The 22,848-nt window shown below is 58.9% G+C and carries 24 protein-coding genes and 2 pseudogenes; 14 read left to right on the top strand and 12 right to left on the bottom strand.

Annotation, left to right across the window (positions count from 1 at the left end; genetic code table 11):
* Positions 1-2: 2 nt before the first annotated feature.
* Genes NLY42_RS16210 through NLY42_RS16200 form a run of 3 tightly spaced genes read right to left on the bottom strand, consistent with a single transcriptional unit; the run spans position 3 to position 2,040 of the window.
* Positions 3-365 carry a hypothetical protein gene (locus tag NLY42_RS16210; RefSeq protein ID WP_245260251.1) on the bottom strand — a complete coding sequence of 121 codons (363 nt, stop codon included), beginning with the start codon at positions 363-365 and terminating at the stop codon, positions 3-5.
* Positions 362-1,582: an NRAMP family divalent metal transporter gene (locus NLY42_RS16205; protein ID WP_023754447.1), complete on the bottom strand. Its 1,221-nt coding sequence runs from the start codon at positions 1,580-1,582 to the stop codon at positions 362-364. The genes NLY42_RS16210 and NLY42_RS16205 overlap by 4 nt, the downstream gene beginning before the upstream one ends.
* On the bottom strand, positions 1,579-2,040 hold the full coding sequence (locus NLY42_RS16200) for a hypothetical protein (RefSeq protein WP_245263532.1): 462 nt from the start codon (positions 2,038-2,040) through the stop codon (positions 1,579-1,581). The genes NLY42_RS16205 and NLY42_RS16200 overlap by 4 nt, the downstream gene beginning before the upstream one ends.
* Before the next feature lie 527 nt (positions 2,041-2,567).
* On the opposite strand from NLY42_RS16200, the gene NLY42_RS16195 reads away from it, so the two are divergent.
* The 4 genes and pseudogenes from NLY42_RS16195 (at position 2,568) to NLY42_RS16180 (ending at position 4,695) form a co-directional block, all read left to right on the top strand.
* A complete protein-coding gene (locus NLY42_RS16195; RefSeq protein WP_027048652.1) occupies positions 2,568-3,353 on the top strand; it encodes an SDR family NAD(P)-dependent oxidoreductase in 786 nt (261 codons plus the stop codon).
* A gap of 37 nt (positions 3,354-3,390) precedes the next feature.
* A pseudogene (locus NLY42_RS16190) lies at positions 3,391-3,692 on the top strand (glutathione-dependent formaldehyde dehydrogenase); the annotation flags it as partial.
* Between the two features lie 265 nt (positions 3,693-3,957).
* Positions 3,958-4,360: pseudogene (locus NLY42_RS16185) on the top strand (SDR family NAD(P)-dependent oxidoreductase); the annotation flags it as partial.
* A gap of 89 nt (positions 4,361-4,449) precedes the next feature.
* Positions 4,450-4,695 carry a hypothetical protein gene (locus tag NLY42_RS16180; RefSeq protein ID WP_023687844.1) on the top strand — a complete coding sequence of 82 codons (246 nt, stop codon included), beginning with the start codon at positions 4,450-4,452 and terminating at the stop codon, positions 4,693-4,695.
* 191 nt (positions 4,696-4,886) lie between these two features.
* On the opposite strand, the gene NLY42_RS16175 is transcribed toward NLY42_RS16180, so the two are convergent.
* Together NLY42_RS16175 and NLY42_RS16170 are read right to left on the bottom strand one after the other, a co-directional pair.
* Positions 4,887-5,303, bottom strand: coding sequence for a response regulator (locus NLY42_RS16175; protein ID WP_023700039.1), 417 nt, complete (start codon positions 5,301-5,303; stop codon positions 4,887-4,889).
* The gene (locus tag NLY42_RS16170) at positions 5,300-8,413 is read right to left on the bottom strand and encodes a CheR family methyltransferase (protein ID WP_023729494.1); all 3,114 of its coding nucleotides are present in this window, start codon (positions 8,411-8,413) and stop codon (positions 5,300-5,302) included. Before NLY42_RS16170 ends, NLY42_RS16175 begins: the two co-directional genes overlap by 4 nt.
* A gap of 146 nt (positions 8,414-8,559) precedes the next feature.
* On the opposite strand from NLY42_RS16170, the gene NLY42_RS16165 reads away from it, so the two are divergent.
* On the top strand, positions 8,560-9,126 hold the full coding sequence (locus NLY42_RS16165; protein ID WP_023668059.1) for a response regulator: 567 nt from the start codon (positions 8,560-8,562) through the stop codon (positions 9,124-9,126).
* Positions 9,127-9,128: 2 nt separating this feature from the next.
* A complete protein-coding gene (locus NLY42_RS16160; protein ID WP_031197822.1) occupies positions 9,129-9,419 on the top strand; it encodes a hypothetical protein in 291 nt (96 codons plus the stop codon).
* Positions 9,420-9,513: 94 nt separating this feature from the next.
* Here NLY42_RS16160 and NLY42_RS16155 read toward each other — a convergent pair whose 3' ends face one another.
* The 3 genes from NLY42_RS16155 to NLY42_RS16145 form a co-directional block, all read right to left on the bottom strand.
* Positions 9,514-9,777, bottom strand: coding sequence for a hypothetical protein (locus NLY42_RS16155; protein ID WP_023681159.1), 264 nt, complete (start codon positions 9,775-9,777; stop codon positions 9,514-9,516).
* Positions 9,778-10,527: 750 nt separating this feature from the next.
* The gene (locus tag NLY42_RS16150) at positions 10,528-12,021 is read right to left on the bottom strand and encodes an alpha,alpha-trehalose-phosphate synthase (UDP-forming) (protein ID WP_023754450.1); all 1,494 of its coding nucleotides are present in this window, start codon (positions 12,019-12,021) and stop codon (positions 10,528-10,530) included.
* 291 nt (positions 12,022-12,312) lie between these two features.
* Positions 12,313-12,537, bottom strand: a complete 225-nt coding sequence (locus NLY42_RS16145; RefSeq protein ID WP_023681156.1) for a hypothetical protein — start codon at positions 12,535-12,537, stop codon at positions 12,313-12,315.
* Between the two features lie 191 nt (positions 12,538-12,728).
* Between NLY42_RS16145 and NLY42_RS16140 the strand changes: the two genes are divergently transcribed.
* A complete protein-coding gene (locus tag NLY42_RS16140; RefSeq protein WP_023754451.1) occupies positions 12,729-13,199 on the top strand; it encodes a GFA family protein in 471 nt (156 codons plus the stop codon).
* Between the two features lie 182 nt (positions 13,200-13,381).
* Entirely contained in the window at positions 13,382-14,149 is a 768-nt protein-coding gene (locus NLY42_RS16135) for an alpha/beta fold hydrolase (RefSeq protein WP_352462665.1), read from the top strand.
* A 95-nt stretch (positions 14,150-14,244) separates the two neighbouring features.
* Here the strand turns inward: NLY42_RS16135 and ligD are convergent, their stop codons facing one another.
* From ligD to NLY42_RS16120, 3 genes are all read right to left on the bottom strand, one after another.
* Entirely contained in the window at positions 14,245-16,884 is a 2,640-nt protein-coding gene (ligD, locus tag NLY42_RS16130) for a DNA ligase D (protein WP_023754452.1), read from the bottom strand.
* A gap of 162 nt (positions 16,885-17,046) precedes the next feature.
* On the bottom strand, positions 17,047-17,340 hold the full coding sequence (locus NLY42_RS16125) for a hypothetical protein (RefSeq protein WP_023754453.1): 294 nt from the start codon (positions 17,338-17,340) through the stop codon (positions 17,047-17,049).
* Positions 17,337-17,561: a hypothetical protein gene (locus NLY42_RS16120; protein ID WP_156933724.1), complete on the bottom strand. Its 225-nt coding sequence runs from the start codon at positions 17,559-17,561 to the stop codon at positions 17,337-17,339. The genes NLY42_RS16125 and NLY42_RS16120 overlap by 4 nt, the downstream gene beginning before the upstream one ends.
* Before the next feature lie 194 nt (positions 17,562-17,755).
* Between NLY42_RS16120 and NLY42_RS16115 the strand changes: the two genes are divergently transcribed.
* The gene (locus NLY42_RS16115; protein ID WP_023681152.1) at positions 17,756-18,748 is read left to right on the top strand and encodes a YihY/virulence factor BrkB family protein; all 993 of its coding nucleotides are present in this window, start codon (positions 17,756-17,758) and stop codon (positions 18,746-18,748) included.
* Between the two features lie 73 nt (positions 18,749-18,821).
* On the top strand, positions 18,822-19,118 hold the full coding sequence (locus NLY42_RS16110; protein ID WP_023668045.1) for a hypothetical protein: 297 nt from the start codon (positions 18,822-18,824) through the stop codon (positions 19,116-19,118).
* Between the two features lie 91 nt (positions 19,119-19,209).
* On the opposite strand, the gene NLY42_RS16105 is transcribed toward NLY42_RS16110, so the two are convergent.
* Positions 19,210-20,610 carry a phospholipase D family protein gene (locus NLY42_RS16105; protein WP_023754454.1) on the bottom strand — a complete coding sequence of 467 codons (1,401 nt, stop codon included), beginning with the start codon at positions 20,608-20,610 and terminating at the stop codon, positions 19,210-19,212.
* A 423-nt stretch (positions 20,611-21,033) separates the two neighbouring features.
* Here NLY42_RS16105 and NLY42_RS16100 point away from each other — a divergent pair, with 423 nt between their 5' ends.
* From NLY42_RS16100 to xth, 4 genes are all read left to right on the top strand, one after another.
* Complete coding sequence (locus tag NLY42_RS16100) at positions 21,034-21,561, top strand: YciE/YciF ferroxidase family protein (protein ID WP_023704627.1); 528 nt, start codon at positions 21,034-21,036, stop codon at positions 21,559-21,561.
* A 63-nt stretch (positions 21,562-21,624) separates the two neighbouring features.
* Positions 21,625-21,780: a hypothetical protein gene (locus NLY42_RS16095; RefSeq protein ID WP_156933723.1), complete on the top strand. Its 156-nt coding sequence runs from the start codon at positions 21,625-21,627 to the stop codon at positions 21,778-21,780.
* The gene (locus NLY42_RS16090; protein ID WP_245263533.1) at positions 21,777-21,983 is read left to right on the top strand and encodes a hypothetical protein; all 207 of its coding nucleotides are present in this window, start codon (positions 21,777-21,779) and stop codon (positions 21,981-21,983) included. The genes NLY42_RS16095 and NLY42_RS16090 overlap by 4 nt, the downstream gene beginning before the upstream one ends.
* A 68-nt stretch (positions 21,984-22,051) precedes the next feature.
* Positions 22,052-22,828: an exodeoxyribonuclease III gene (xth, locus tag NLY42_RS16085; RefSeq protein WP_023754455.1), complete on the top strand. Its 777-nt coding sequence runs from the start codon at positions 22,052-22,054 to the stop codon at positions 22,826-22,828.
* Positions 22,829-22,848 lie beyond the last annotated feature (20 nt).

Below are 22,848 nucleotides of genomic sequence, written 5' to 3'. Positions count from 1 at the left end.
CATCACGCTCCTGGGATGCGCCCGATGACATGATCGCGCAACCAGTCCTGCCAGGCGAAAATCGACGTCTCGCCCACCTCGATGTCACATTCGATGTCGAGCCCGTTGTCCTGCACCTTTTTCCACGCAATCCTGTGTGGCTCGGCGTGGCGTTTGCCACCCACCCTCGTCGCCAGTTGCGCCATCCATTCCCCGGGCCGCGCGCCAAGGCGGCGCGCCAAAGTGATGGAGCCGAGTTCTATCGCGACAATCCTTGGTGGTTTGCCCCGCCGCAACTCGGCCACCACTCCGTCGACCTTGCCGATCTTGACCCGCCGGCGGTCGAACACCTGCTTGTCCAGGAGATCACGCATCAATTCCATCATGTGCCTCCGAATATCTGCAGCGGAATCGTCACCACGGCGAGCACGAAGGCAAGCGCGATAATGAAGACAACGGCGGCATTCGAAATGATGCCGTTGCGATGTTCGCCGACATAGCGTTCGTCATTCAGCAGGAAGAGAAATGGAACTACCGTCAGCGGAAGGCTCGCCGCCGTTAACGCCATGGAAAAGATGGTCAGCCTCAGTGGGTCGAGGCCAAGCATGATCGGAATGGCGGCCAAAAACAATGATGCCGTATAGACGGCACTGAAGCCCGGATCATCGCGCGGCTTGCGATCCTCGCCCCAGGTCCAGCCAAAGCCCTGTGCCACCAGATATGCCTGTTGCAACCCGACTTCGAGTGCGGCGCCGAAACAGGCAATGGCGAGCGAGGCAACGAATAGAACGAACCCCCAGAAGCCGAATATAGGGATCAGCATCAACGGCAGTTGGTGATAGTCGTCCACCTGGTCGATGCCGCGCGTCGCGAGAACGAGAGCAGCGACGATCAACACGCCGATCGAAATGGTCCCACCGAAGGTCATGCCCAGCCCGGCGATGGCACGATTGGCCCCAAGGTGGCTTTCATCCCATTTGTCCTCGATAGCTCCCGAGGAATAGAACATGAAAAGATAAGGCGATATCGACGCGCCGAGAATGCTGGCCGCCATGAACCAGTAATTGATGGCATCGTGAGCCGGCAGCGAAGGCACGGCGCTGCCAGCGACCGCTGTCCAGTCGGGCTTTAACATCACCGCACCAACCACGAAGCACAGCGTCACGAGGCCGAGGACCGAAACGCCTTTCTCGATAAAGCCAAACGTGCCTTTCCACAGCAGCAGCCATGCCAGCAACGCCACCGGCAGTGCCCACCACTGGAAGCCTATGCCGGTGGCAAGTTCGAGTGCGATGGCCACACCGCCGATCTCAGCGGACAGCACCATGAAATTGACGAGAAGGACGACGAGCAACGGCCATAGGAAGACGTTGAACCCAAATCTTTCACGAATGCCCTCTGAGATCGTGTGATGGCTCATCGCGGCGAACCGACCGGCCATTTCAACCAAAAAGATGATGCATATGGTGCCGAGAACTATGGCCCAGATCAGCTGGAATCCGAAGGCGGCACCCGCCTGCGCCGCCGTAGCCATCGACCCGACTTCGAGGAAACCTCCGACACTGGTGACGACGCCAAGCGATATTTCCAGAAGCTTCTTCACGGTTTTGGTCCGAAAGCGCTGGTGTAAGCGGCGGCGAGCGAGCGCATGGCCGCCCGAAGATCCTGTTGTGCGCTTTTCACCTCAGTGCGATTGTTCACCCGCAATCCCGCCTCGGCATGCGCCACCGCCACCGACAAACTGTTGACTGCTGCCGTCAGTCCTGCTCGCCCGGCTGGTTCAGCGGTCTCGGCCGATCGAATTTGCGCCTCGACCTCGGCCAGCGTTTTTCCGACCGAGTGCAGTGCGGCCGTGGCATAGGCGGACGGTGCCGCTCCCTCCACCCAGGCATCCAGCACCATCGATACGGTCTGTGCCGCGGAGGCCGCTGTTCGTGATTGCTGCGCCACCTGATTGGAAGACGAGCATCCGGCCAACCCGGCTAGCATCAGAAGCAAGCACAGCCAGCCAACCGGAAAATGACGGTCGTTATGGGGTACAGCGCGCGTTGGATGCGCCACGCGGATTTCCTCCCCGGCCCGAACCAACTGCGTCCGGCATCAATGATCTAGAGCGCTCGGAGAGCTCGTCAAACGAAACCGACGACGAGCCTGTGAGGTCGGCTAGTCCAACGTAACAAAACGCTCCATCCCGGACAGCCGTTAAAAGAGGGGGGCCCGCGCTTCTCTTTGGCGCGGAGAAGCGCGGGCAGATCGGGCTGAGGGGATGACCCGATCGCGCAGCATCAACATGGGAGGGCAACAACGCTGCACGGTTCGAACTTCCAACCGGGCCACTTGTTCCAACTTCAACTGATCCGTTCTGAGTACTCAATCCATGCGTTTGGGGGCCTTTTTGAAGGTAGGCCATGGCGAGTTCTCATGGCGTAGAACGGTTTTTGTCGCAACGGCCCATCCATGAATGCGCGCAACGACCGCGATGACGACCGTCGCCTGACCGTCATGACAGCGCACGACCAATCCAGCCCAAACGCCGCGGAACAATTGTGCCCACTCGTGGTTCCGATGGCACGAAGATGGAGGATATGATGACGGACGCCAAACTCGCTGTGGTGACCGGCGCCTCGAGTGGCATCGGAAGGGAACTCGCAAAGCTGTGCGCTAAAGACGGTTACGACCTGATCATCGCCGCCGACGAGCCGGCTATCCGGCAGGCGGCAGAGGCACTTGAGACCCGCAATGTAACGGTCGAAGCCATTGAGGCCGATCTGGCGACCGTCGAGGGCGCCGATCGGTTGATCTCCCAGATCGGCGATCGCGATATCGACCTGTTGTTTCTCAATGCGGGACGCGGGCTCGGCAACGGCTTCGTCGACCAGGACTGGCGAAAAGTCCGCCGGATCATCGACACCAATGTCACCGGAACGGTCTATCTGGCGCATGAACTCGGCGCCAAGATGGCCCGGCGAGGCCGCGGGCGCATCCTGTTCACCGGATCGATCGCCGGCTTCATGCCCGGCACATTCCAGGCCGTCTACAACGGCACGAAGGCGTTCATCGATTCCTTCTCGATCGCGCTCCGCCATGAGCTGAAAGATAGCGGCGTGACGGTCACCGTGCTGATGCCCGGCCCCACGCAGACGCGATTCTTCGAGCGCGCTGAAATGATGGATACCAAGGTCGGCTCCGATGAAAAGGACAATCCGGCCGATGTCGCCAAGACGGGTTACGAGGCGATGATGGCCGGTGATGAACAGGTCGTCAGCGGTTGGAAAAACAAGCTGCAGGTCGCCGCCGCGCATGTCACGCCGGCAGGCACCTTGGCCGAACAGCACCGTAGGATGGCCGAGCCGGGGTCGGCGTCCAGCGACTGAGCCAATATTCGCGTCATCAAAAGGGCTGGCATTCCCAAGGCCGCATGTGCTGCGCGAGGCAATCTATCGCTGCCGCAGGGGCGGCACCATCTCGGTTCCCGGCGTCTATGTTGGTCTGGTCGATCACATCCCGTTTGGCGGCAATGAATAAGGGACCGGCTTTCCGGATGGGCCAGACGCATACGCAACGCTACCTGGAACCTTTATTGGCCATGGTCCAGAACGGCGCAATCGACCGCTCCTTGTGATTACCCACCGGACCGATCTGAAAGCAGGGCCGGATCTCTACAAGACGTTTCGCGACAATCAGGAGGTTGTGTCAAAGTGGTGATGCGGCCTCACGGCCGAGACGGGCAAGGCGACCCACACCTCACTGCAATCACAAGGGAACATTCGCGTCGACGGCCGGTTAGGTGCCACTTCCGTAATGGTCACCTGCCGTCAAAGCGAGCCCATGATGAACCATGACCAGCATGACAATGTACCAGACGCAGCGCGTAGACTTGTCGTCGGAAGCATGGCGGGAGGAATTCTCGCCGCTTATGCTTCCACGGCGTCAGCCGATACGGGAACAGTGCCTGCTAAAGCGGGCCCTGCGAGCCCGATGCTCAAACAGAATCCGGTGACGCAATATCACCAGCCGTCTTTCAAGCCACAGGAACAGAAGTGGCCGGGTTTGGCCAGCAAGATGGTGCCGCGCCCGGACCACGGCGAAACGACCTACAAAGGATCAGGCAGGCTTGCCGGCCGCAAAGCGCTGATAACCGGCGGCGATTCCGGTATTGGTCGTGCGGCGGCGATTGCATTCGCGCGCGAGCGTGCGGACGTTGCTTTCGGCTACCTCCCCGAAGAACAGGAAGACGCCGACGAACTGGTGGACCTAATAAAAGCGGCAGGTCAAAAGGCTTGCCGGCGATATCCGCAATGAGGCCTTTTGCAGAAAGCTGGCCGATGAAGCAGCAACGCCCCTCGGCGGTCTCGACATCCTGGTCAGCAACGCTGCCCGCCTCACTAGAGTCCACGGTCCTCAAAAAGGGCCGCCAAGGCCACCGCTCCTTAGGCGTGGTGGCTTTCAGACTGTCTACAGGAGGAACCAATGGCTGGCGATGAAATAGAAAGAAGGCGACTGCAGATGTTGATCGAACAATATCTGGAGACCCGTAAGCGACGGCACGATTTCGTGTCGATCGCGAATGCCGAACTCGCGATCAAGGCAGTCATGCCGCATTGCCCGGTGTCGAGCGCAGCGTTGGCAGAGATGATTGCCGCTGGCGCCGTCACTTACGGCCTTGGCGTCCTATTCGACGCGAGGCAAACCGAGGGCGAACTGCCCGTTGTTTGATAGGCTCATCGCCTGACCAATCGTCGCGCGGTCGCCAAGTTTCGCCCAGCGCTGGAATACGCCAGACCGGGAGCATGTCAATCGTGCCGGCCGGATCGCAGGCACTTGTCGGCGACGCCCTCTCGGGCATGGACCCGAATGTCGTCGCATATCTGGTGAAAAACCAGTGTCTTTGTCCCACGAGAAGTGCGTTACCGGGCTTCTCGTTGGGTTGGCACCGTTCCGCTGTCCTGGTGTCTTGCCAAAGCTGTCGGTTGAACACCGAGCATATTTCGCACGGCCTCGACCAGCGCAGCAGCCCACACGGGTTTTGACAGCATCTTGTGATGACGCAAATCCTGCGGGATGTCGGATGCCGTGTACCCACTGACGAAAACAAACGGAATTCCGCGTTGCGCTAGAAGAGGGACAAGGGCAGCGCTGGTCTCGCCGCCGAGACCAATGTCCAGGACCGCGGCAGATATGACTTCACTCTCGATCAGCTTTTTCGCGCGAGCAACGGACGGCACTGGCCCGGCGATGGCGAAGCCGGCCTCTTCCAGAATTGCGCGGTGCTCCTCCGCGACCAGCCATTCATCTTCGACGACAAGGATACGAGATGCAGTCACGTTTCGCTCTCCCGATGATCGAACGGAAACTCAATCCGCAAGCTCAAACCATCGGAACCGAAAGATGTTTCAAAATTTCCGCCAAGCCGATACTCAATTTCGCCTTTCACCAGCGAAAGACCAAATCCCGTCTTCTCAGGCGGACTGACAGCGGGACCGCCGCTTTCTAACCATTCGAGCTGAAAACCGTGATCCGACGCCGACCAAGTCACGGACACCACGCCGTTTGGCACGGACAAGGCGCCATATTTTCCAGCATTGGTGGCAAGTTCATGGATCACCATGCCAAGCGACAGGCCCTGCTGAGGCTTGAGCCGAATGTCCTCGCCTGTGGTGTTGATGCGTTCCAGCCCGAACGGCTCGACTTCCTGCCGCACGATTTCCTCGACCGAGACCTCTTTCCAGCTTTCGCGCGAGAGCACTCCGTAGGCCCGCGCCATGGCGCGCAGGCGACCGATGAGCGCTTCGGCGAAAGCCTCCGAAGAGGGAGCATTTTTCAGGGTCTGACTGGCAATGCTGACCGTAACAGCCAGCATGTTCTTGACCCGATGGTTGAGTTCCGAGATCAATACCCGCTGGTGGGCTTCGGCTTCAGCCATGGTCGTCACATCGACAAAGGTCACCACCACGCCCTGGATTTTCCGCGCGCTGTCGCGGTAGGGGATCAGCCGCACGAGATAGTGGATGCCGTTGCTATCGCGCGGCAGCTGGTGCTCGATCATCTCGCCGGCCCTGAAAACCTGGGCAATATGGTCGCGCAGGTGCGGATAATCGAGCCGGCTGGCAAGATCGGTCAGCGGTCTTCCGATGTCGGTCGGCAGCAAGTTGAAGAACGAAGACGCCGCCGGCGTGAAGCTGCGGATAACCAGCTTGGTATCGAGAAAAACAGTCGCGATCTGTGTGCTCTCGAACAGGTTCTTCAGATCGCTGTTGGCACGATCGAGATCCTCGATCTTGGAAACCAGTTCGGCATTGATGGTGTTCAATTCCTCATTGAGGGACTGCATTTCTTCCTTGGAGGCCTCGAGCTCCTCATTGGAGGACTGGGCTTCTTCGTTGACCGAGACGAGTTCCTCATTGGAAGATTTCAACTCCTCCAACGCGGTCTCATATTCTTCGATCGTCGATTGCAGGCGCTCGCGCGTATCGCGGAGCTCGCGTTCGAAATCAGCAATCCCAGATGCCACCGGCTGTCGAACCTTTAGAGCCTCCAGCCGCGGCTGCGGCTGGCCCACCGGCTCGAACAGGACGAGAAACAGCGGCTCGCCGCTGCCGCGATCAGTCAAGGGCTCGATCGTCAATGTGACGAATTGGACACGATCTTCATCTTCTTCAATGGCTATCGCTTCGCGCACAACCGTGCGCCGGCCCTCGGCGGCTTCCCGCAAAGCGCCGCGCAATTCCAGACGCAGGCCGCTGCGTGCCATTGTGAGCAATTGTCTGCTCGGCACCCCTTGCGGCGGCTCGAGATATTTGCCGGTTCGGACCGAGTAATAGACGACATCTCCATCACCATTGACGACGACGTGAGCCGGAGCGAAGCGTTCGAGAACCTGCGCTTCAACGGTTTGCCTTAGGGAATAAGACAAGCCGCGGCGGGCATGTGTGTCATTGGCGCTGGAAAAGTTGGTTGCAGGCGCAGCATTCAACAAGATCGGCAGCCGCGGCGGCGCCGAATGTTCTCGTGCCTTGAAGATCCGTTGTTTCTTGTCGACCGGTGCAAACAGGTCGGCATGCTGGCTTATGCTTTCGGAGGTGCCAAGGAACAGATAGCCACCGGGCTTCAGCGAATAGTGGAAGGTCGGAATAACCTGCTTTTGCACATCGGGGCCGAAATAGATCAGGAGGTTCCGGCACGACACCATGTCCATGCGCGAGAAGGGTGGATCGCGGATGACGCTGTGCGCCGAGAAGATGCAGAGATCACGTACGCTCTTGCTCAAGATGAAACTTGTGCCGTCATTGCTGAAGAAGCGTTCGCGACGTCCAGGCGAAACGCCCGCAAGCAATGACTCCGGATAGCGCGCCGAACGTGCGATGCCCAGCGCCGCGTCATCGATGTCCGTGGCGAAAATCTGGATGCGCGGCACAGCCGAAAGTGTATCCATATGCTCGCGCATCAGCATTCCGATCGAGAAGACTTCCTCGCCGGTTGCGCAGCCGGGCACCCAGACGCGGATCGTATCGTTGGCGTCCTTGCCTTCGAAAAGTTTGGGGATGACGGTTTCTTCCAGGGTCTTGAAAGCGTCCGTGTCGCGGAAGAAATTTGTCACGTTGATCAGCAGGTCGCGAAACAGCGACCGCACTTCCTCCGCATTTGAACGAAGCAACTCTATATAGGCATCGATCGCGGTGTTCTGCGTTATTTGCATGCGTCGCCTGACGCGACGCAAGAACGTCTTGGCCTTGTAGCCCGAGAAATCATGTCCCGAATGGCTGCGCAGGATCGCGTAGATTTCCTCCTGGCCCTTGCGGAGTTTCAAAGCACTGGCCTTGCCATCGTCAGCTTCAAGCTCGTCGAGCAGTTCAAAGCTGTGGGCAAATTCCATGAGTTTCGCACCCATCTCATCGGCTGGGATGGCGATATCGATCAGACCGGAACTGATCGCGCTGCGCGGCATGTCGGGATTGCTCGGACCCGACTCGTCGGAGAGTTGCGCCAGCGTCAGGCCGCCATTCTCCTTGATTGCCTTGATGCCCAACGTACCGTCGGAATCGCCGCCCGACAGGACGACGCCGACGGCGTATTCGCCCTGATCCTCGGCCAGCGCGCTGAAAAAGATATCGATGGGCTTGCGCTCCCTGGACACGGAATTCGGTTGGCGCAGCTTTAGGCTGGAATTTTCGATGGTGAGGATCGCGTTGTGCGGCATCACGTAGACGGTGTCAGGATGGATACCCATTCCATCTTCAGCGACACGAACCGGAATTCCGGTGTAAAGCGCAATCACTTCGTGCAGCAGACTTTCCCGTTCGGGGCTGAGATGCGTGACGATCACGAACGCCATCCCGCTCGAAGACGGCATCCCGCGAAAAAATCCCTCCATGGCGGCAATGCCGCCCGCAGAGGCGCCAATACCGACTATGGGGAACCTCGGCAGCTTTTGCATCAATTGTCCTGCTTCAGTGAAATGCAACGCGGCAGCGCTGATTTCGATCCAATGTGTAAACCGTTCCTGGTCGAATTCCCATCCCGCACCGCCGATCGCAACGGAACCGATGGACGCGACCGCCGTTTAAAGCCCGGAGGGCTGCTATGTTATTAGGCATGCGAATTCTGCTCGTCGAGGACGAATTCTTGCTGGCAAGCGAACTTGCCTCTTATTTCAGCGATTGTGGGGCGACCGTTTTGGGGCCGGTGTCGTCAGTCAGCCGGGCTCGACGATATATCGATTCAGCGGACGGGGCGGTGCTGGACATCGACCTTAACGGTGAGACTGTTTTTCCCCTCGCCGATGAGCTGACGGACAGAGGCATCCCGTTCGTATTCTTCTCCGGAAACGATCAGATCACCCTGCCGGAGCGGTTCCGGTACACCCAAAACCTCTCCAAGCCGGCCGGGTTCAGGACGGTTGCCGGGATCCTCGCCGCGCAATCAACAGCGCTTGGTGAAGACAATGTTTTCCGCGCTCTTCCAAAACTGAGGCTGTCCGCGCGGCTGCTGCTGGGCGACCCACAGGCGGCCGATCGCCTCGTCGAACGGACATTGAAGGCGGCGCTGGAGGAGCGGTTGTCGACGCGGCATGACCTTCCCTTGAGCGAATGGCTCAATACACTCATGGAGGAGGTGCTCCGCAACGACAGGTCTGGCATCATGAATTAAGATTGTCCGATAGTTTGCCGCAGGCCGCCCTGTCGACCGCCCCCGCTACGGTACCCCTCCCCAAGAGCGCTTCGCTTCGTCTTGCAAATACGGCCGCATTCCTGCTAGAAATCCTCGTGGCCAAACCTCCGCAAACCAAACCTGACTCATTCCGCGATCCTGTTGAGGGCGACGCACTCGCAGCGCTGCTCGACGAAATCGCGGAAGAGGAAACACCTGAACGGCTGTTGAAGCTCGCCCTTGAGCTGCAGCAGCAACTGCTGTTGTCAAAGCAGCTGAAAAATCCCAACTGAACGGCCTGCAGCTAGGCATCTTGATTTGCCTCGAGTGACGCCGATGAGACGACCAGGAAGATCAGGGCCAACTTGGGTCGCAGCCCAAGGTCGATCACTGCTGCCCTGGCATCTCGGTATTTTCTTGCGGGTTCTTTTTAACGCCGGGCGCGGGTGATGTCTCGGCGGGGGCATTGCCGCCTTGGTTCTGTTCCGGGGTGCGCTTTACTGGCGATGTCTGCCACGATCCGCCTGAAAGGGGTATGAACACAAAGAAGGCTAGCAGTGCGACGAAGATCACAGCCGCAATGACGACGCCCCACCCGAGTACATTTCGGGTGCCACGCTGTTCTTCCTTCCGGGACACATGCTCCGTCATCACTGGACTCCTTTGTGTCATTCGATGAAGTACAAATTTATCGTGCAGATCGACCGCACGGTCTGCTCTTCCCCGGCGCCGGCCACCGGCACAGCTGAAGAAAGCTGAAGTTAATCTTCTCCAGCTTTTCGGCTGCCTGGTTTGGCGACCCGCTTTGGCGTTTCCGGCACTGCCGGTTTCTGCTCGGGTGCAGGCGGATTGACCGCCTCATGCGCCAAACGGGCTTTGCGCAATCGCGCCGTTTTCTCTTCCCGCGCTTTACGCTCGGCTTCCATTACTCCTTGTGCGTAGAGGGTGGCTCGTGCGTCTCTGTCGTTTGCGGATCCACTGGCCGCCATAGTCAGCCCTCCGCCTTGTAATTTCTTGCTTCCTTCTTGGCGCCGTCTTTGCCGTGCTCGGCTGCAAGCTCTTTGGCCTGCCCGGGTGACACGTCGGTGACTTCGGCCAACTTGATTGCCTCTTTTTCAGAGAGATCACTGTCCTTTCGCGTGGGGTTCCTTGTCATCGCAGATCTCCTATCAGAGCCCAAACGACCGGACCGGCGGTGTGTTCCGTGGAACCTTCGATAGTCCACCGATTGAGGCGGGCTATCGCGCTTCCGGCAACGAGCGAAAAGTTTCTGATGCGGGCTGACAAGGTACATGATCAGCTTCAAGGCCTTTCGAACTGCTAGGCCAGCCGGGTTATTGCCGGGCTATGACCGTGTGGGACGCGTGACACACGGACGGATTCAGGCATCGATGCCAGGCGCTAGTTCTCGCCCGCGAGCGTGGCGAGAAATGACCGCCGCCATTCTGCTGCGTCATTGCGCCTGATGCGCTTGAGCAGTGCACTATGCCTTGCAATTCTTTCCTCAAGCGGCATCGCGAGCGCTTTTGCGATCGCATCGGCAACCTCGTCGACCGCATACGGGTTCACGATCAAGGATTCGGCAAGTTCTTCAGCCGCACCTGCAAAACGCGACAAAATCAGCACTCCGGGGTCGGCTTCGTCCTGCGCGGCTATGTATTCCTTGGCGACGAGGTTCATTCCGTCACGCAGGGGCGTGACCAATCCGACCTGGCTAGCGCGCAACAGGCCAGCAAGCCGAGAGCGTGATACGGCACGGTGGATGTAGCGGATCGGGGTCCAAGCCAAATCCGCGTATCTTCCGTTGACCGCGCCGGCGGTTGCTTCAAGCTGGGCCCGGATGTCGGCATAGGCGCTGACCTCCTCGCGCGTCGGCGACGCAATCTGCAAATAGGTTGCCGCCCGCTCGTGTTCCGGATGCCTTTCCAAAAGACGCGCGAAAGCCTCCATGCGGCCGGGAAGACCCTTGGAGTAGTCCAGCCGATCGACGCCGATGATTTGCTTGAGACCCAGAATCTGGCGGCGCATGGAATCGATCTGCACATCCTCCGCCGCCTCATTGGCCATGCGTGCGATTGAATCGACGTCGATGCCGATCGGAAAACACCTCGACAACACCGTGCGGCCGTTCATCTCAGCCGAACCATTGATATCAAAAGTAATGGAGTTGGCCGCCTGCACTGAGCGCCGGAAATTCCCCACGTCCGTTTCGGTCTGGAACCCCACGACGTCATATTGAAGCAGGTCATCGATGAGTTCTTCATGGTCGGGCGTGGCTACAAACAGGTCGGGCGGCGGGAACGGTATGTGAAGAAAGAAACCGATCCGATTCCGGACTCCCAGCCGCCGCAACTGGGCGGCCAAGGGGATAAGGTGGTAGTCGTGAACCCACACCAGGTCGTCGTTGCCCGACAGCAGTCCTGCGAGCGCCTTCGCGAACCGCGCATTGATCTGCCGGTAGGCGTGTAGAAACTCTGCCCGGTGGTTCACCAGGTCGAGTCGGTAATGAAAAAGCGGCCACAGCGTGCTGTTGGCATAGCCATTGTAATAGAGCGAATACTCCTCATAGGGCAGGGTAAGCGCAGCCGTCTCGATCTTTCCCACGCGTTCCAAGCGGATCAGCGGTTCGTCGCTCGCGGCGTAGTCCTGATACTCAGCGCTTGCTCCTAGCCACAGGCCTCCACGCTCGGCCAACGCATCCCCGATGCCTACAGCAAGTCCGCCGGCTTGCAACAGATCGCGAATGTTCCCCAGCCTGTTCGAGACGACAACCAGACGACGCGGGATGGCGCGATCGCCAGTTAGCTCAGCCTCCCCACCTAAGGCGTCGCGCTCAAGGGGATCACCAACCGTTTGCGAGGCCTCGTTGAAAATTTCATCCGGTCGCTGCAACAAGAGCAAATCCTGAGCGTGAAGATCGCTTGGGGAACGGTCCGCGCGTGCGATTGTTCCCGACGTAAGTGTCCAGCCGGACTCGCTGGATCGCATTCTCGGCCCGCTCGGCGCCTTTTTCAGCGGCTCTCGCAGGATCGTCGTCGGACGCACCGGTGATGAGACTCCGATCCAGCACGCCGAGCAGCCGCTTTGGCGACGGCCGGACTTACCGCTTTGGTATTCATGCTGCCGGATCCCCTGCCCTGTCATATCAACTCCCCACCTTGGCAAAAGCCCCAACTGACCAAACCGTCAGTCCACCTCGATTACCTTGCGCGTCGGCTTTCGTTGGCGGGGCGGCTGCTTTGCGGCTACGGGCGCGGGCGGGGTCTGCGCTATCGATGCCTCCAACAACTGTCGCTGTTCTCTAAGCCGCGCCGTCTTGGCTTCCCTGGCATGCCGCTCCGCTTCCAACAGCAACTTGGCTTCTCGATCCGCCCTCTCGATCTTTTCCCTGTCGACGCGTCGTGTTTTCAAGGTCGCCTCCTTTGGTCAGACGGCGAACAAAGTGCGGACCTGAAAAAATGTTCCCAACAAATTAAGGCCTGATCTGCCTCAAATATATTGACCAGCAGCCCGCCGGTTGCGCGCATCTGCGGCTCTGTGACGTCCAAAGGAACTGCTTGCCGTCCGCGGCGTTACGCCACCACGCTGGCCGGAAGATTACCATGGACGACAAACCCCGAACGACGATCAGAAAACCGGCCCGGATTGATCGAGGGCATTGCTTTTGCGGAGCCATCACAGCTGAATTCAGTGGCGATCCCTTTTGGATTTGTTTCGACCACGACGATGACTGCCGACGAGCGATCGGCAGCCCACTGACGATCTGGATTGGCTATCGTCCAGATCAGGTCGATTGGCTCGGCTCCAAACCAAAAACATTTTCGAAAACCAGGGGCGTCGTGCGCTCCTTCTGTTCGCAATGTGGCACCTCGATTGGGTACACCGATGAAGGCTTGCCAAATGAGTTCTACATCTCGATCGGATTCATGGACGCGCCCGAGAAGTTCCATCCCCAAGCCCAGGCCTATTGGGAAATGCGGCTGCCGTTTATCAGGATGGATGACGGTTTGCCTCGCGTCGAGGGCTACACCCGGGCGCGCGACCCCGCCCTGGGCAATCCCAGAGACCGGTGAGGCAGGAGGCTGGATCTCGGGCCTCGTACCTGCAAGCCAGCGCCAGGGCTGGCGGAACGGCGGCCGAACCATTGGAATGAGAGAGATCTCCAAACGGACAAATGCCCGAAACCAATTTCACCGGCGTGGGTTGAAGATGGACATGCGGGACTTGTTTTCACAGTCTGACGACAAAGAAGCGGATGTTTGAAGGATTCAAGCTAGAGACCGTGGATCTGCCCGAGTCCTCACTGCGAGTCAGGTATGGAGGTTCAGGCCCGCCGCTTCTTTTGCTGCATGGCCATCCTCGGACGCACGTTACCTGGCACCGGGTAGCCCCACTTCTCGCCGCCGACCACACAGTTGTCTGCCCCGATCTGAGGGGCTTTGGCCAGTCCTCGGTACCGGCGGACGCCGTGGACCATGCTGGATCCTCCAAGCGTGCCAAGGCCAGGGACTGCATTGCTCTCATGGGACATCTCGGCTTTCGCCGGTTTGCCATCGCAGGCCATGACCGCGGCAGCTACACAGCGTTCCGAACAGCCATGGATCACCCGTCGGCGATCAGCCATCTGATCGTCATGGACAGCGTCCCTATCCTGGAAGCCCTCGAACGCTGCGACGCCCGCTTTGCGAAGCTCTGGTGGCATTGGTTCTTTTCGCACAGCCGGACAAGCCCGAACGCGCAATCATGGCCGATCCTGACGCATGGTATGGCGGCTCAGCCGAGTCCATGGGGGCTGAGGCCTATATCGACTACAAGGACGCAATCCACGATCCGAATGTTGTTCACGGCATGCTTGAAGACTATCGGGCAGGTCTGGCCATCGACCAATTGCACGATGCCGACGACAGGAAAGCTGGTCGCCGGGTCGCGTGCCCGACCTTGGCGCTCTGGTCCGCCCGCGATGATCTTGGGGCACTCTACGGCAACGTGCTCGATGTTTGGCGACCCTGGACCACCGAACTAAAGGGCCAACCGATCGATTGCGGACATCATATGGTCGAAGAAGCAGCCGACGCGGTAGCCGCAGCCGTCATGGCGTTCTTGCGCGAACCGAAGTCGTCATGCGGCGAGCTTTGCTGAACCAATCCGTTTGATGGCACTGCTGATCGACCGTTCGCCATCGTCGTAGTCGGCCCAGGCGACGGTCTTTTCCAGGTGGCCCGGGACCGTGCGAACGGTGTATTTTGTCGGATCGAGATCCGCCTTCACCTGACCCCATGTCAGCGGCATGGATACAGTCGCGCCTTCCCTGGCGCGAGGGGAGAGAGGGGCGACGGCTGTCGCCATGCGATCATTCCTGAGATAGTCGAGAAAAATCCGGGATGTCCGCAGCTTCTTGGCCATGTTGACGAGGTAGAGATCGGGGCTGTCTGCCGCCATCTGCATGCAGACGGCCTTTGCGAAGGCCTTGGCCTCGGCCCATGTCGTCTTGCTGCGTTGGGCCGTCAATGGCGTCACGACATGCAAGCCTTTGCCGCCCGTCGTTTTGCAGAAGCTCACCAAGCCCAGATCTTCGAGACGATCGCGCATTTCCTTGGCTGCCGCGACCACCTTCGCAAAAGGGACTTCCGGACCGGGGTCAAGGTCGAAGACAAGTCGGCCAGGTATTTCGGGATGACCCGGCTGGCAATTCCAGGGGTGAAGCTCAAGGCCGCCTATCTGGGCGATCGCGGCCAGACCCTCGACGCGGTCGATTTGCAGATACGGTTTGTGATCGCCGAAGACTTTTACCAGTTCCAGCAGATTGGATGTGCCTGGCATTGCGTGGCGCTGGAAAAACTGCTCGCCGGCGTAGCCATCCGGCGCGCGCACGAGTGAACAGGGACGACCTTTGATATGTCTGATCATCCAGGGGCCAACGGTCTCGAAATATTCTGCAAGATCGAGCTTGTCGACGGGCTGACCGTCGCCGGCATTCGGCCAAAGCGGCTTGTCCGGCTTGGAAATGATGACGCCCATGACAACCGGGCTTCTTCCTGTCTTGCCAGTCACCTTGGCAGGGTCGGCAATCGGCGTCTCTTGAGGATCAGCTGGACGCTCGGCCTCGACGTCTTTTGCGGGCTTGTCTTCACGCAGGCCTTTGAAGGCGGCCTGCCGGATATTGCCACCCCCGGTCCAGCCGGCGAACTCGATTTCCGCGACCAATTCCGGCTTCGTCCAGAAGACGGTTGAATTCCTTTTCGGTGCGCCATCGCCGGTAAACGGCGACGTCGCGGCTTTCATCTCCTGCAGCCTGGGCATCAGCTGCTTGACCTTTGCCTCGCTGAATCCGGTCCCCACACGGCCGATATAGGCGAAATGTTCACCGCGATTGACGCCGACGAATGACCGGAATTTGCCGTTGGTCGTCGACCAGCCGCCGATGACCACCTCATGCCCGGCGCGGCATTTCGATTTTGCCCAGGTGTCGGTCCTCCCCGAAACATAGGTCGCATCGGCCTTTTTGGAGACAATCCCCTCAAGCGACAGGCGACAGGCAGAACGCAGCACCGCGTCGCCGCCATTGCTGAAGTGCTCGACATAGCGGATGAGATTTTGCGCGCCGCGATCGACTTCGCCGAGCATCTCGCTCAGACGTTCCTTCCGTTGTGAGAGAGGCATCTTTCGCAGATCGACGCCATTTGCGAAGAGCAGGTCAAAAGCAAAGTAGATCAGGTCCTTCGTCCGGCGCTCCGACAGCGCCGCCTGCAGTGCGGCAAAATCGGGCGCGCCGTTCTCGTCAAGCGCTACGATTTCGCCGTCGATGATGACGTTGGGGAGGCTGGCGGCCTCCTTTGCGATGGCGCCAAATTTCTCCGTCCAGTCAAGACCCTTGCGGGTCTTAAGGGCGATGTCCTTGTCTTCCACGCGCAACTGGACGCGATAACCGTCAAACTTGATTTCGTGAACCCAGTTCGTCCCGGCCGGCGGCCGGGAAAGCGTTGCGCAAAGCTGTGGTGGGATGAAGTCGGGCATCTTCGCCGCTGAGGCACCAGCGGCTCGCTTCGGCCGCGGAGCAGGCTTTGCCGACCTGGCGGCGCGCTTGTCGGCATGGCCGCGCTTGCTGTCCCAAACGGCATCCGCATCGGCCAACGATGAACCTTTCATCATGAACGGCTTCGGACCTGCCCCCTTCCCCGCTGCAATCCTCTCCATGCTCCGACCCGAGGCGACGGATCGATCCTGAGCCAGCACGGCATCGCCATTGCCCTCTGTCGCGTATTTGTCGCGGTGTTTGATCAGCAGCCAGTTGGTCCGCTTCCCGCCATTGCGGTCATGCTTCATGCGCACTAGGACGAAACTTCCATGCAGGCGCTTGCCCTGCAGCGTGAATTTCAGGTCGCCTTTTTCCAACGCCTTTTCGGGAGACATGGCGCCTTCCGGTTCCCAATATCCGCGATCCCACAACTGCACCGTGCCGCCACCATATTGTCCTTTGGGAATCGTGCCTTCGAAGTCGCCGTACTCCAGCGGGTGATCCTCAACCTCCACGGCAAGTCGTTTGTCGTGAGGATCCAGTGATGGACCTTTGGTCACAGCCCATGATTTGAAGACCCCGCCAAGCTCGAGGCGAAGATCATAGTGCAGCCGCGTGGCCGCGTGTTTTTGGATGACGAACCGGAGTCGGTTCGAACCCGCAATCGAGCTTTCGCCGCTGGGCTCTTTCGTCTTCGCGAAATCCCTTTTGGCCCGGTAGGTTGAAAGCTCGCCCGTTTTCATGGAAGTGCCCCGACTAATGACGCAACGCCGGGACTCAACGCAGTGGGTGAGATTTGGTTCGGTTCATAGCCGAGACGACGCCGATGCTGCTTTTCCGCTTCAGAGTGGCATCGGCGTCAAATGAGGCCTTCACGGAGACTACAGGTGTCGTCACCGCTGACGTTAAGGTTCCTTGGTTTGCCCAACCATTTTTGCAAGCTCTGAAAATGGTTGGATGTCCAGTTCGCCTTGCGCGTTGTTTGCGATCTGCAGAAGCCGGATCGGGAAGCAGATCGCGTCACGGTTGGCCGGTGACATATCTTCGTAGGTCCGCTCGTCACTTGTCATGGACGCCTCTGCCTTTCGCAGGGCGGTATCGATCTCGTCAATTGACAGCAGACCTTTGTGAACGAGCAGATTGTTGATTGACGCGACCGCCATCATCAACCCTTCAAGCTGAAGATTGGCAACGTTCATGGCTTGACCGTGTTTCCGCCGCCCGGCCTCGCCGGGGCGTTCTGGCCATCGGATTGGTGCGTCTTGTCATCCACCTCATTGACTGGCCGCGTCAGACCGACCCCACTCTTGGGTTTCTTGTTGCCGGCCGCATCCTGAGAGAACGCATCCGAAGGATCAGGACCTGTTCTAGCCGGGTACTTCGTTGCGCCGGTCTCGCGATGGTTTTCATTATCAGGCATTTTTTGATCACTCCAATCGGATGACCGATAACCATTACGAGCCCGGCGAGTTCCGGCGCCGCATGGAACATTTCTGGCCGTTGGTGCAGAGACAAGCGGGCGTGTCTCGGCAATCGCGCCTCGCGCACTGGCGGCAGGTCTCGCTTTCGTTGCCGACAGCACTAGGTTGCTCGTTGAGGTAAAAGGAATTCCCCATGCGGGTGGCACGCGAAGCCTGGGTTCTTGGCAAGGAGAGCATCCTCGGATTCATCAACGACAATGCCCTCAGCCACGGTGCGGCGATGGCGTTCTATGCCGTTACGTCCCTGGCCCCGATCTTGTTGATCGTTGTTGCGATTGCTGGACTTGTCTTTGGGCATGAAGCAGCTCAACTCGCTCTGTCGGCCGAAATCGCAGGCGTGATGGGATCGCAAACCGGCGACCTTCTGCGCAGCACCATCGAAAGCGCTTCTCACAGAACCGCCGGCACTCTTGCCACCTTGGTGGGCATCGTCACCCTCTTCGTGACAGCCTCCGGGGTGTTTGGCGAAATGCAGCTTTCGCTCAACACAATCTGGAAGATTGACCCACCACCCATGTCTGTGTCGCGATTGGTGCGGGCGCGGGCGGCCAGCCTGGGTCTGGTTGCAGCGTTGGGATTTCTACTGCTTGTGTCGTTGGCGGCGAGTGCCGCCATTTCCGCGCTTGGCGCTGTCATCAACGCCCATCTGCCGTTCGGCACCATCATTCTCGCGTCGATAAACGGCATTGTATCATTCGTGCTGATTTCCGCTCTGTTTGCCGCGATCTTCAAGATCCTGCCGGACCGGTCGCTCGCTTGGCGCGATGTCGCAATTGGCGCGGCAGTGACCGCTTTGCTCTTCACCATCGGCAAGTCGCTGATTGGCTGGTATATCGGAACCAGCGCGATCGCATCCTCCTATGGCGCGGCGGGTGCACTGCTGGTCGTGCTGCTTTGGGTTTACTATTCGTCTGAGATATTCCTGCTCGGCGCCGAGTTCACGCGGGCCTATTCCGTCCGTCTCGGCAGTCGGTCCGACCTTCAACCGATAGTGGAGGCAGAGAGCCCGTCGCGACAGACATCGAACCCTGGGCCAACTATCCAACGCGAGGTGCAGGCCTGGATTGTGATCACGGGTTTGCTGACCTTCGTGGCGACACGGGTCTGGCCATCGCGGCGATCTTAGCTGCTTCCCACCAATTCTGTTTCTTTGGAACGCAACCCGGACACCGGAATTGCATAGGAACAGGAGGTTGCCCATGCCAAAATTCCGCTTTGAGACGACAGTATCCGGCCAGACTACCGCTCTCGAGGAAGAGCTAGCGAGTGCGGAGATGGCCAGTCCGAGAGCAATAGAGATGGCGCGCGTAGCGGTGGCGGCGGATCCTGGGTCAGGAACCAAGCAATCGGGATCGACTATCAAGGTCTACGATGAAGCCGGATACCTGGTCGCCACAGTCAATTTTTCCGACGTGTTGCCGAGTGATCCGGACGCCGGACAGCATGGGATTGGCGACGCGGTTGTCGAAGAACCGGGTGTGATGCGGTCTGGCTGACCCGTGGTAGATCAGGGTTTCACGTTTCGCTCACGCGATCCCCGGCAGGGCAATTCGCTGAGATCGCGAGGTCCTCGGCCATCATCAGATGCTAGAGCTGAGATTCGATCGGGAGGTGACGGACGAAGACCGCCAGGATACGGCGAAAAAATCCGGCTTCTGGTTCATGCGTATAGTCCTGAATCTTGCCTTCGCCGCATCCATGCCAATGCAGGACATTGTGTTTCAGTTCGAGCCGATAGCTTGTTTCCGGAGATATTTCCGATTGGAATCGATGCCGCAGCTCGGCGACCATTTTCGGATCCTCAAACAGAACGCCCATTTCCGAATTCAAGGACACTGACCGTGGATCGAAATTGAAGGAACCAACAAAGCCGATATTGTCGTCGACGGTGAAAGCTTTCGTATGCAGACTGGCGCCCTTCGAGCCAAACACCGAGATTGCCGAGCGCCGGTTGAACGGCTGAAGCTCGAAAATTTTGACGCCATTCCTCAGCAGCCGCTTGCGATAGCTTGCGTAAGCGCCATGGACTGCGGCCACGTCGGTAGCGGCCAGGGAGTTGGTCAGAACCGAAACGTCAACACCGGCGCCGACAAGGTCCAGCAAGATCGCTGTGCCCCTTTTGCCGGGGATGAAATAGGGCGACACAATTTCCAGACACCCGCGCGTGGATTGGATGATCGGACGCAGCTCTTTCATAAGCCAGCTGCGACGTCTCCAACCACGAACCTTCTCCGGCGGATCGGAAATGACCCGCACGCCATCCACCCAATGAACGTCGTTGCTGGCCGCAATAAACTCTGTGATCGAGCCCCGGTTGCCGATGCCGTTCAGGAATTTGGGATCGGGGCCGGTATCGCTTCCTTCAAGCCATTTGGCATGCTCATGCTCAGCCACTGATCCCAGGGTTTTGATTGGCTTGGCTTCATTGCAAGCCCAGAAGGCATCGAATATCGCCGCGGTTTGCCGTACCGCAGGCCCCAGGAGCAGCAGATCGAGGTCCCGGAAATTGGTTTCTGCCGCATCGAAATAGGCATCGCCAACATTCCGACCGCCGACAATGGCAAATTTGTCGTCGACGATCCAAGCCTTGTTGTGCATCCGTCGCGTCAATGCAAAGAGCCGCAACAGCACTTCCACACCACGCATGATCCGGCCGCGCCTGATACCGCTCGGATTGAACAACTTCAATTCGATGTTTGGATGGTTGTTCAGCGCCAGATATGCCGCATCATTTTTACGCGGATTGACGTCGTCAAGGAGCATGCGCACCCGAACACCGCGCTCAGCAGCTCGAAAAACCTCGCGAAGCAGCAAGCGGCCGGTGTGATCATCATGCCAAAGGTAGTACATCAGGTCGAGGCTGCGCTCAGCGCTCCTTGCGGCCAGCACGCGCAGAGCGAAAGCGTCATAATTGTCCGAGACAAGCAGCAAGCCGCTCTTGCCGGTTTTGATGTTGTCGTCTGCGGTTCGCGAAAGTGATACGTCCATAAAAATTGCCACCTTTGGACGGCGCTCGCTGCCATCCCGCTCAAATCATAGCTAGAACCATTCTGAGGTATTCTGGTTGCATACGCAGCGTCCAATCACCCAATTCCTGGATGCAAGCAGGGCCAGCAATCAAGCGGCTGCAGAGCGGTCAGGAGGCTTGAGAGGCGTTGCCCCGACTGCTCTGCTGCCGCTGCGGTACTTGCGTCTCCTGCAGTCCCAGGCCCTCAGACCGCACGACCGTTGGCGGGAGCCCGATGGCGTGCGCCCCGCCGCGGCTCTTCGACGAGAATGACGTGGTCGTTGTTCTCAGTGAAGCGCAGGACCCTTTAAATTTAGATATCTCCATTATCCCGGAACCGGGTTCGGGTTTCCGAGTTAAGAAAATGCTCGCGACGGGCAATTTTCAACAGAGGAGACGGCACAATGCCCACTGCCAAGAAAGCCAATGGCAACAACAAGGACCTGGAGGACCTTTTCCTCGATGGCCTCAAAGACATCTACTATGCCGAGAAGAAAATTCTGAAAGCCTTGCCGAAGATGGCCAAAGGCGCATCCGAACAGCAAGTTGCGGCGGCATTCGAGAAGCACCTCGCTGAAACCGAGGGGCAGGTCGAACGTCTGGAGGAGGTCTTCGAGATTCTCGGCGCGGCCGCGCGCGGCAAAACCTGCCCGGCGATCGACGGCATCCTGGAGGAAGGATCTGAAATCCTTCAGGAGTACAAGGGTTCGACTTCGCTCGATGCAGGGCTCGTCGGTGCCGCGCAAGCCGTGGAGCACTATGAGATTGCCAGGTATGGAACCCTGATTGCCTGGGCTACGACGCTCGGCAAGGATGACGTGGTTGCGCTCCTCAATGCGACACTTGAGGAGGAGAAGGCCACCGACGAGGCGCTGACTGCCCTCGGTGAAGCCGGCGTCAACGAACGAGCGGCAGAACGGAAAGCGGCTTGATTGATCGCCTACCCAACCGCCTCGGCGACCCATGTGCCGAGGCGGTCGCGGGAGATGAAGGACATGGTCACGCATATCTGCAAAGGACTGGAATGTTTCCTGCTTGAGTGTTCGGCCGCGCTGGTCAGGCGCCGCGCCCTTGGTGGTTCGCGCAGCGATCCTCGGCAGTTGCGAGAACAGCGCAGAGATGAGTTCAGGGCCCGCAAAGTCGCCGAATGAGCGCCAAGATGGAGAGTCGGATGGGCTTCTTTGGAAAATATTTCTCAGGACTGTTGAGCAAGAAATCGACTGACGGCAAGGGGAGCGGCGATATGCGTAAAGCTACCGGCGCGGGTCCGGCGATTGCCGCGCATTCCAAAGATGCAAAGACATCCGCTGCTTCCGGTCAAAGTGCTTCGAGCAAAAATGCAGATGGACGATGACAAAAGGCAAGATTTGGCTACCGACCCTATGTCGCATCGAAGCGGCGCAAAGACGTTAAATCGTCGAGATGACCCGCATCGCAACCTTCAACGTCAATGGCGTCAACGGCCGACTGCCAGTGCTTCTCAAGTGGCTTGGCGAAACCGGCTATGACATCGTCTGCCTTCAAGAACTGAAGACCTCTGACGAAAAATTTCCCGTCGATCCGATTAGAAACGCCGGCTATGGCGCAATCTGGCACGGACAGAAGTCCTACAATGGCGTGGCAATCCTCGCTCGCGGGATTGAGCCGCTGGAACGTCGTCGAGGTCTGCCGGGCGATCCCGACGATTCGCACAGCCGCTACATCGAGGCAGATGTGAATGGGCTTGTTGTCGGCTGCCTGTATTTGCCTAATGGCAATCCAGCGCCGGGGCCGAAGTTCGACTACAAACTTCGCTGGTTCCAACGTTTGATCACCTATGGCCAGGTGCTGCTCGGCGATAGCTCACCGACCATCCTGTGCGGCGACTATAACGTCGTTCCAGGCTCGATCGACGCGGCGATGCCGGGGCGCTGGGTTGGCGATGCCGTTTACTTCCCGGAGAGCCGGAGCGCGTACGCCGAAATGCTTGCTCAGGGCTGGATCGATGCCGTCCGTCGCATTCATCCAGAAAAGGGAATTTACACCTATTGGAACTTCTCCTACCGCGGCGGGTACGATCGGAGTTCCGGGCTCCGGATGGACCATCTCTTGCTGAGTTCATCCCTATTGGATCGCCTGAAGAATGCCGGAGTAGATGCCGAAACGCGTGCATGGGACAAGCCGAGCGATCATGCGCCAGCCTGGATAGAACTTGATTGAGCTTCCTCGGCAAGGAGCCT

Source organism: Mesorhizobium sp. C372A (assembly GCF_030323245.1).
In the GTDB taxonomy this organism is placed as follows: domain Bacteria; phylum Pseudomonadota; class Alphaproteobacteria; order Rhizobiales; family Rhizobiaceae; genus Mesorhizobium.
Note: the sequence above shows the minus strand (reverse complement) of the source record. Positions and strands in the feature narration are given on the sequence as shown.

Excerpts from the sequence above, each read along its gene's own strand:
- NLY42_RS16210 (WP_245260251.1), bottom strand. The coding sequence starts at position 365 with ATGATGGAATTGATGCGTGATCTCCTGGACAAGCAGGTGTTCGACCGC.
- NLY42_RS16195 (WP_027048652.1), top strand. The coding sequence starts at position 2,568 with ATGACGGACGCCAAACTCGCTGTGGTGACCGGCGCCTCGAGTGGCATC.
- NLY42_RS16180 (WP_023687844.1), top strand. The coding sequence starts at position 4,450 with ATGGCTGGCGATGAAATAGAAAGAAGGCGACTGCAGATGTTGATCGAA.
- NLY42_RS16170 (WP_023729494.1), bottom strand. The coding sequence starts at position 8,413 with ATGCAAAAGCTGCCGAGGTTCCCCATAGTCGGTATTGGCGCCTCTGCG.
- NLY42_RS16165 (WP_023668059.1), top strand. The coding sequence starts at position 8,560 with ATGTTATTAGGCATGCGAATTCTGCTCGTCGAGGACGAATTCTTGCTG.
- NLY42_RS16155 (WP_023681159.1), bottom strand. The coding sequence starts at position 9,777 with ATGACGGAGCATGTGTCCCGGAAGGAAGAACAGCGTGGCACCCGAAAT.
- NLY42_RS16140 (WP_023754451.1), top strand. The coding sequence starts at position 12,729 with ATGGACGACAAACCCCGAACGACGATCAGAAAACCGGCCCGGATTGAT.
- NLY42_RS16135 (WP_352462665.1), top strand. The coding sequence starts at position 13,382 with ATGTTTGAAGGATTCAAGCTAGAGACCGTGGATCTGCCCGAGTCCTCA.
- ligD (WP_023754452.1), bottom strand. The coding sequence starts at position 16,884 with ATGAAAACGGGCGAGCTTTCAACCTACCGGGCCAAAAGGGATTTCGCG.
- NLY42_RS16125 (WP_023754453.1), bottom strand. The coding sequence starts at position 17,340 with ATGAACGTTGCCAATCTTCAGCTTGAAGGGTTGATGATGGCGGTCGCG.
- NLY42_RS16120 (WP_156933724.1), bottom strand. The coding sequence starts at position 17,561 with ATGCCTGATAATGAAAACCATCGCGAGACCGGCGCAACGAAGTACCCG.
- NLY42_RS16115 (WP_023681152.1), top strand. The coding sequence starts at position 17,756 with ATGCGGGTGGCACGCGAAGCCTGGGTTCTTGGCAAGGAGAGCATCCTC.
- NLY42_RS16110 (WP_023668045.1), top strand. The coding sequence starts at position 18,822 with ATGCCAAAATTCCGCTTTGAGACGACAGTATCCGGCCAGACTACCGCT.
- NLY42_RS16105 (WP_023754454.1), bottom strand. The coding sequence starts at position 20,610 with ATGGACGTATCACTTTCGCGAACCGCAGACGACAACATCAAAACCGGC.
- NLY42_RS16100 (WP_023704627.1), top strand. The coding sequence starts at position 21,034 with ATGCCCACTGCCAAGAAAGCCAATGGCAACAACAAGGACCTGGAGGAC.
- NLY42_RS16095 (WP_156933723.1), top strand. The coding sequence starts at position 21,625 with ATGGTCACGCATATCTGCAAAGGACTGGAATGTTTCCTGCTTGAGTGT.
- NLY42_RS16090 (WP_245263533.1), top strand. The coding sequence starts at position 21,777 with ATGAGCGCCAAGATGGAGAGTCGGATGGGCTTCTTTGGAAAATATTTC.
- xth (WP_023754455.1), top strand. The coding sequence starts at position 22,052 with ATGACCCGCATCGCAACCTTCAACGTCAATGGCGTCAACGGCCGACTG.